This is a genomic window from Endozoicomonas sp. Z74 (assembly GCF_057680865.1).
In genome coordinates this window covers 1-6,411 of the sequence record NZ_JBLYZI010000172.1, presented here as the reverse complement: position 1 = coordinate 6,411, position 6,411 = coordinate 1, and the positions used below count along the sequence as shown (strand labels likewise).

The 6,411-nt window shown below is 50.2% G+C and carries 3 protein-coding genes; all 3 read left to right on the top strand.

The window, feature by feature from the left end; translation table 11 throughout:
* Nucleotides 1-158: 158 nt before the first annotated feature.
* The 3 genes from ACNRUY_RS25495 (at nucleotide 159) to ACNRUY_RS25485 (ending at nucleotide 6,168) form a co-directional block, all read left to right on the top strand.
* Nucleotides 159-1,331, top strand: a complete 1,173-nt coding sequence (locus ACNRUY_RS25495; RefSeq protein WP_488114481.1) for a type I secretion C-terminal target domain-containing protein — start codon at nucleotides 159-161, stop codon at nucleotides 1,329-1,331.
* 135 nt (nucleotides 1,332-1,466) lie between these two features.
* Nucleotides 1,467-5,102 (top strand): VCBS domain-containing protein, encoded by a 3,636-nt coding sequence (locus ACNRUY_RS25490; RefSeq protein WP_488114480.1) that lies wholly within the window; start codon nucleotides 1,467-1,469, stop codon nucleotides 5,100-5,102.
* Nucleotides 5,071-6,168, top strand: coding sequence for a VCBS domain-containing protein (locus tag ACNRUY_RS25485; RefSeq protein WP_488114479.1), 1,098 nt, complete (start codon nucleotides 5,071-5,073; stop codon nucleotides 6,166-6,168). The genes ACNRUY_RS25490 and ACNRUY_RS25485 overlap by 32 nt, the downstream gene beginning before the upstream one ends.
* The last annotated feature ends 243 nt before the right edge of the window (nucleotides 6,169-6,411 follow it).

Below are 6,411 nucleotides of genomic sequence, written 5' to 3'. Positions count from 1 at the left end.
TCAGCCAGATTGAGTTTCACACTGGGAGCAACTTTGGAGAAGCGTTCGGTTTTGTTCAGAACCCCGATAATGCCAACCAGTATATGCTGGTCAGCAGACCCTCCTGGTCAACCATGGGAGGGTCTGGTGACTGGGATAACTCTATTCTTTTGAATTATGTGACCTTCTCGAGTTCAGGAGAAGTGCTTCAATACACGAGAACAGCGGCGAGATGGATTTGCCCGAATTATCAGAGCTCTTCATCAGAGCAGGCTGAGGCCAACCAGCTGGTTTCTCAGGCCTCTAGCCTGAACTGGGTTGATCCCCCTGCAGTCAACAGTAAATTTTATCGGGATGATGGTTATAGTACGACTCAAATGCAGCCGGTGATTACCAGGCTGGTGTCAGAATCGGAGTTTGAGACTGTCCGGGTTGATTTTGAGGATGATCTTGCCAGCTATTCGTCGGTGGTTACTTTTGACAAGAGTAATGCTTCCAGCGAGTTTTTTTCCATTACGGATGGATTTTCTGGAAACTGGGGAATTACGGGTACTCAAGGGGGGAACTTACTGGGAATATGGGGCGGTTGGAATGGTCGGGACTCCAGTTGGACCGGAGCTCAAGATACCAGCTATTCAGCATTCAAGTTTGAGGATTCTCCCAGTCAGGTAACGTTCAACGCCATGTTCAGGGAAAGTAATACGGCTGATGTAACCTTTTATGGTTTTAAGAATGGTGTGCTAGTCTCAACCGTTTCTCCTGAATTTACCAGTGAAACAAGGGATGGCCTTGTTCAGCATACTGCACGTGATATTACCTTCAATGGTGTGGATGAAATCCGGTTCAATAACTCTTCTCCCTTTGGTGTTGATAATTTTCAAGTTAAATATGGACACAGGACCGATATTACTGGTACTTCAGAGAGTGAGATTATTTATGGATCGGAAGCCTCTGACAACATACTGGGCAATGAGGGTGATGATTTAATCATTGGTGGCTCCGGAGATGATATTTTAGAAGGTGGAGCAGGCTCTGATACCTTCAGGTTTACAGCAATCGATCCAGCAACAGATGATGTACCTGAAGAAGATGTTATTAAAGACTTCCAACTCGGTGAGGATGGGGATGTTATTGACCTTAGTGATGTATTGATTGACGAAAGTGAGGCTTTAGATCAGTACCTAAGTCTTAATTTTGAGGGTGGGGATACCACTCTTGAGGTCAAGCCCTCGGCTGACGCCAGTGTCAGCCAGAAGATTAAATTGGAGGGTGTTGACCTTTCCTCTCTTGGCAGTTCTGACTCAGAAATCATTAACAACCTGCTTAATGATGGCAACCTCCAGCTGGACTGAACCTGCCTGGATGAGAGGGAGTCCTGAGAATAATGGCTCCAGCAATTGGAGATCGTGTGTCCAACGATGATGTTGAAAGACGATAGTGAAAATGAAAACTAAGAATTGACCCACAGCGATAACCGGTGATGCTTTATGGACATAAATGGCAAACAGGTAATTGGTTATATTACACAAGCTCAGGGCGAAGTGATTGCGACTGCTGCGGATGGCAGTCAGAGGGTTCTTAAATCGGGTGATCCCATTTATTTTAATGACCAGGTTTCAACCAGTCTGGGGGCCTCAATTCAGATTCATCTAATCAATGCACCGGATGTTTCCCTGGGTAGCCAGAAAGTAATCCTTTTTGATCATATTTATTTTTCGTCAAAGGGACTCACATTTGACAGTTCTGAAGAAGAAACGCTTATTCCTGTGGAGTTTCAGAGTGAGGGAGTTCAGGGTTCTGATCCCTTTGATCATCTTGAAGCCCCTGCCGCTGGTGAGCAGCCGGTAAATAGTCCTTCAGACCGGGAGAAAAATGGAAGTATCATCGATGGTCAGGGTCAGCCTCCGGTTATAGAGCGGGAAGATGCTCTGATTGATTTGGATGAAAAGGCTGAAGAGGAGCTGTTGAAGGGGACTGAAAAAACGGATTTTGTTGCTGAAGAAAGGGATAGTGCCGCTGTTTCACCGACGAATAATCAAGTGAACAATCGCGCGGTTATTGGCGGTCTGGATAGCGCAATGGTATCAGAAGATACTGCGACTACACTGACTGCTTCCGGAACTCTGACTATCACCGATGAGGATAGCGGCGAAGCGGCCTTTACTGCCGAGACGGTCAGCGGCACTTACGGCACATTGACCATTGATGGGAACGGCGACTGGAGTTACAGCGCCGATAACAGTCAAGGAGCTATTCAGCAGCTGGGTCAGGGGGACACGCTGACGGATACAGTCAGCGTTCGCTCAGTTGATGGTACGACCCATAACATCACCATCACCTTGAATGGTAATAATGATATTGCCCAGATCAGTGGCGTGGGTACTGGCAGTGTGACGGAAGACGATGCCGCTACCCTGACGGCCACCGGTGCATTAACGGTAACGGATGTAGATAGTGATGAAGCGGTGTTTACTGCTGAAACGGTCAGCGGCACCTACGGCTCACTGACCATTGATGGAAACGGTCACTTGAGTTACAGCGCCGATAACAGTCAGGCGGCCATTCAACAGCTAGGCCAAGGGGATACATTGACCGATATGATCAGTGTTCGCTCAGTTGATGGTACGATCCATAACATCACCATCACCCTGAATGGTAATAATGATATTGCCCAGATCAGTGGTGTGGATACCGGCACCGTATCGGAAGAGGATGCCGCTACCCTGACGGCCACCGGAGCATTAACGGTAACGGATGTAGATAGTGGTGAAGCGGCGTTTACTGCAGAAACGGTCAGCGGCACCTACGGCTCACTGACCATTGATGGAAGCGGAAACTGGAGTTACAGCGCCGATAACAGTCAGGCGGCCATTCAACAGCTGGGTCAAGGGGATACATTGACCGATACGGTCAGTGTTCGTTCTGTGGATGGCACCACTCAAGACATTACGATCACGATCCAGGGTGAGAACGATGGCGCCCAGATCAGTGGTGTGGATACTGGCAGTGTGACGGAAGAGGATGCCGCTACTCTGACGGTGGCGGGCACTCTGGCCATCACCGATGTGGATACCGGCGAAGCGACGTTTACTGCCGAAACGGTCAGCGGCACCTTCGGCTCATTGACCATTGATGGAAACGGCAACTGGAGTTATAGCGCCGATAACAGTCAGGCGGCCATTCAACAGTTGGGTCAGGGAGACACGCTGACGGAGGTCGTCAGCATTCGGTCCCTGGATGGGACTCCTCATGCTATCACGGTTACGATTCAGGGCGAGAACGATGGTGCCCAGATCAGTGGTGTGGATACAGGCACCGTATCGGAAGAGGATACCGCTACCCTCACGGCCACTGGTGCATTAACGGTAACGGATGTAGATAGTGTTGAAGCGGCGTTTACTGCCGAAACGATCAGCGGCACCTACGGCTCACTGACCATTGATGGAAACGGTAACTGGAGTTACAGCGCTGATAACAGTCAGGTGGCCATTCAACAGTTAGGTCAGGGAGACACGCTGACGGAGGTCATCAGCATCCGGTCCCTGGATGGGACTCCTCATGCTATCACGGTTACGATTCAGGGCGAGAACGATGGTGCCCAGATCAGTGGCGTGGATACCGGCACCGTATCGGAAGAAGATGCCGCTACTCTGACGACGGCGGGCACTTTGGCAGTTGCCGATGTGGATACTGGCGAAGCCGCGTTCACTGGAGAAACGGTCAGCGGCACCTACGGCTCACTGACCATTGATGGAAACGGTAACTGGAGTTACAGCGCTGATAACAGTCAGGTGGCCATTCAACAGTTGGGTCAGGGAGACACGCTGACGGAGGTCGTCAGCATCCGGTCCCTGGATGGAACTCCCCATGCCATTACAGTCACGATCCAGGGTGAGAACGATGGCGCCCAGATCCGTGGCGTGGATACCGGCACCGTATCGGAAGAGGATGCAGCTACCCTCACGGCCACTGGTGCATTAACGGTAACGGATGTAGATAGTGATGAAGCGGCGTTTACTGCCGAAACGATCAGCGGCACCTACGGCTCACTGACCATTGATGGGAACGGCAACTGGAGTTACAGTGCCGATAACAGTCAATCAGCCATTCAGCAGCTAGGTCAGGGTGAAACATTAACCGATACGGTCAGTGTTCGTTCTGTGGATGGCACCACTAAAGACATTACGGTCACGATCCAGGGTGAGAACGATGGCGCCCAGATCAGTGGCGTGGATACCGGCACCGTATCGGAAGAGGATGCCGCTACCCTCACGGCCACTGGTGCATTAACGGTAACGGATGTAGATAGTGATGAAGCGGCGTTTACTGCCGAAACGATCAGCGGCACCTACGGCTCACTGACCATTGATGGAAGCGGTAACTGGAGTTACAGCGCCGATAACAGCCAGTTGGCCATTCAACAGTTGGGTCAAGGAGATACATTAACCGATACGGTCAGTGTTCGTTCTGTGGATGGTACCACTCAAGACATTACGGTCACGATCCAGGGTGAGAACGATGGCGCCCAGATCAGTGGTGTGGATACCGGAAGTGTGACGGAAGACGATGCCGCTACTCTGACGGCGACAGGCACCCTGGCGATCACTGATGTGGATACCGGCGAAGCAGCGTTTACTGCCGAAATGGTCAGCGGCACCTATGGCTCACTGACCATTGATGGGAACGGCAACTGGAGTTATAGCGCCGATAACAGTCAGGCGGTTATTCAGCAGCTGGGTCAGGGAGACACGCTGACGGATACAGTCAGCGTTCGCTCAGTTGATGGTACGACCCATAACATCACTATCACCCTGAATGGTAATAATGATATTGCCCAGATCAGTGGCGTGGATACCGGCACCGTATCGGAAGAGGATGCTGCTACCCTCACGGCCACTGGTGCATTAACGGTAACGGATGTAGATAGTGATGAAGCGGCGTTTACTGCCGAAACGGTCAGCGGTACCTACGGCTCACTGACCATTGATGGAAACGGTCACTGGAGTTACAGTGCCGATAACAGTCAATCAGCCATTCAGCAGCTAGGTCAGGGTGAAACATTAACCGATACGGTCAGTGTTCGTTCTGTGGATGGCACCACTAAAGACATTACGGTCAGGTGAGAACGATGGCGCCCAGATCAGTGGCGTGGATACCGGCACCGTATCGGAAGAGGATGCCGCTACCCTCACGGCCACTGGTGCATTAACGGTAACGGATGTAGATAGTGATGAAGCGGCGTTTACTGCCGAAACGATCAGCGGCACCTACGGCTCACTGACCATTGATGGGAACGGCAACTGGAGTTACAGCGCGGATAACAGTCAGGCGGTTATTCAGCAGCTGGGTCAGGGGGATACATTGACCGATACGGTCAGTGTTCGTTCTGTGGATGGAACCACTCAAGACATTACGGTCACGATCCAGGGTGAGAATGATGACGCTCAGATCAGTGGCACGGATACGGGCAGTGTGACGGAAGACGATGCCGATACTCTGACGGCGACAGGCACCCTGGCGATCACTGATGTGGATACCGGCGAAGCAGCGTTTACTGCCGAAACGGTTAGCGGCACCTACGGCTCACTGACCATCGATGGGAATGGCAACTGGAGTTACAGCGCCGATAACAGTCAATTGGCTATTCAGCAGTTGGGTGAGGGTGCCACGCTGACCGATACGGTCAGTGTTCGCTCTGTTGATGGCACGACCCATAACATCACCATCACCCATAATGGTGTCAATGATCCAACAATTATCACTGGTGTTGATACCGGCAGTGTACCGGTGCCTATGTTCAGGGTTATTGATGAAACCACGGATATGGGCGGTGATTTTGCCAGTGCGTTTATTGTCGGTGATGAGCAGCAACGGCTTAATTTTGGTTCTGTTCCCTCTGATCATGATCAATATTCATATATTGATCAGCCGTCTCTCCCTTCGGTTCAAATAAAGGGAACATTGAATACGCTATCAGCAACCCCGGATAATGATGATTATGTCAAGATATGGCTTCAGGCAGATGAAGAGGTCACTTTAGATATTGATTTTGGAATGAATTATTCGGGTACGGATGACGTGATTAAAGGTGAACAGGGTGTGGTAGATACAAAATTATGGGTTTATGATGCTGATGGAAATGAGGTGGCTTTTAATGATGATGGTTTTGCTTATAATCAGCTGCATTAGTTCAGATCTGATCTGACAATTCCCTCTTCAAAAAAGGGAAGGGTTACCGATTTAGATAGAGGGTGAAATCACTGAAATCTAAATCGTAAAAAGGTAACCCTTATGATTCATACTAAGGAAGGTGCGAACAACCCCAGCTATTTGATAAATTCATCTTTTGGGATCGCAAAAGCAGCCTAGCCCCTGCAATTTTTGGTGGATAATCCACCAAAAACTTACTTGAAAGTGGCAGGGTTTAACCAC

What these genes read in the sequence shown, in the direction of transcription:
- ACNRUY_RS25485 (WP_488114479.1), top strand. Translation starts at nt 5,071, where the DNA reads ATGGCACCACTAAAGACATTACGGTCAGGTGAGAACGATGGCGCCCAG.
- ACNRUY_RS25490 (WP_488114480.1), top strand. Translation starts at nt 1,467, where the DNA reads ATGGACATAAATGGCAAACAGGTAATTGGTTATATTACACAAGCTCAG.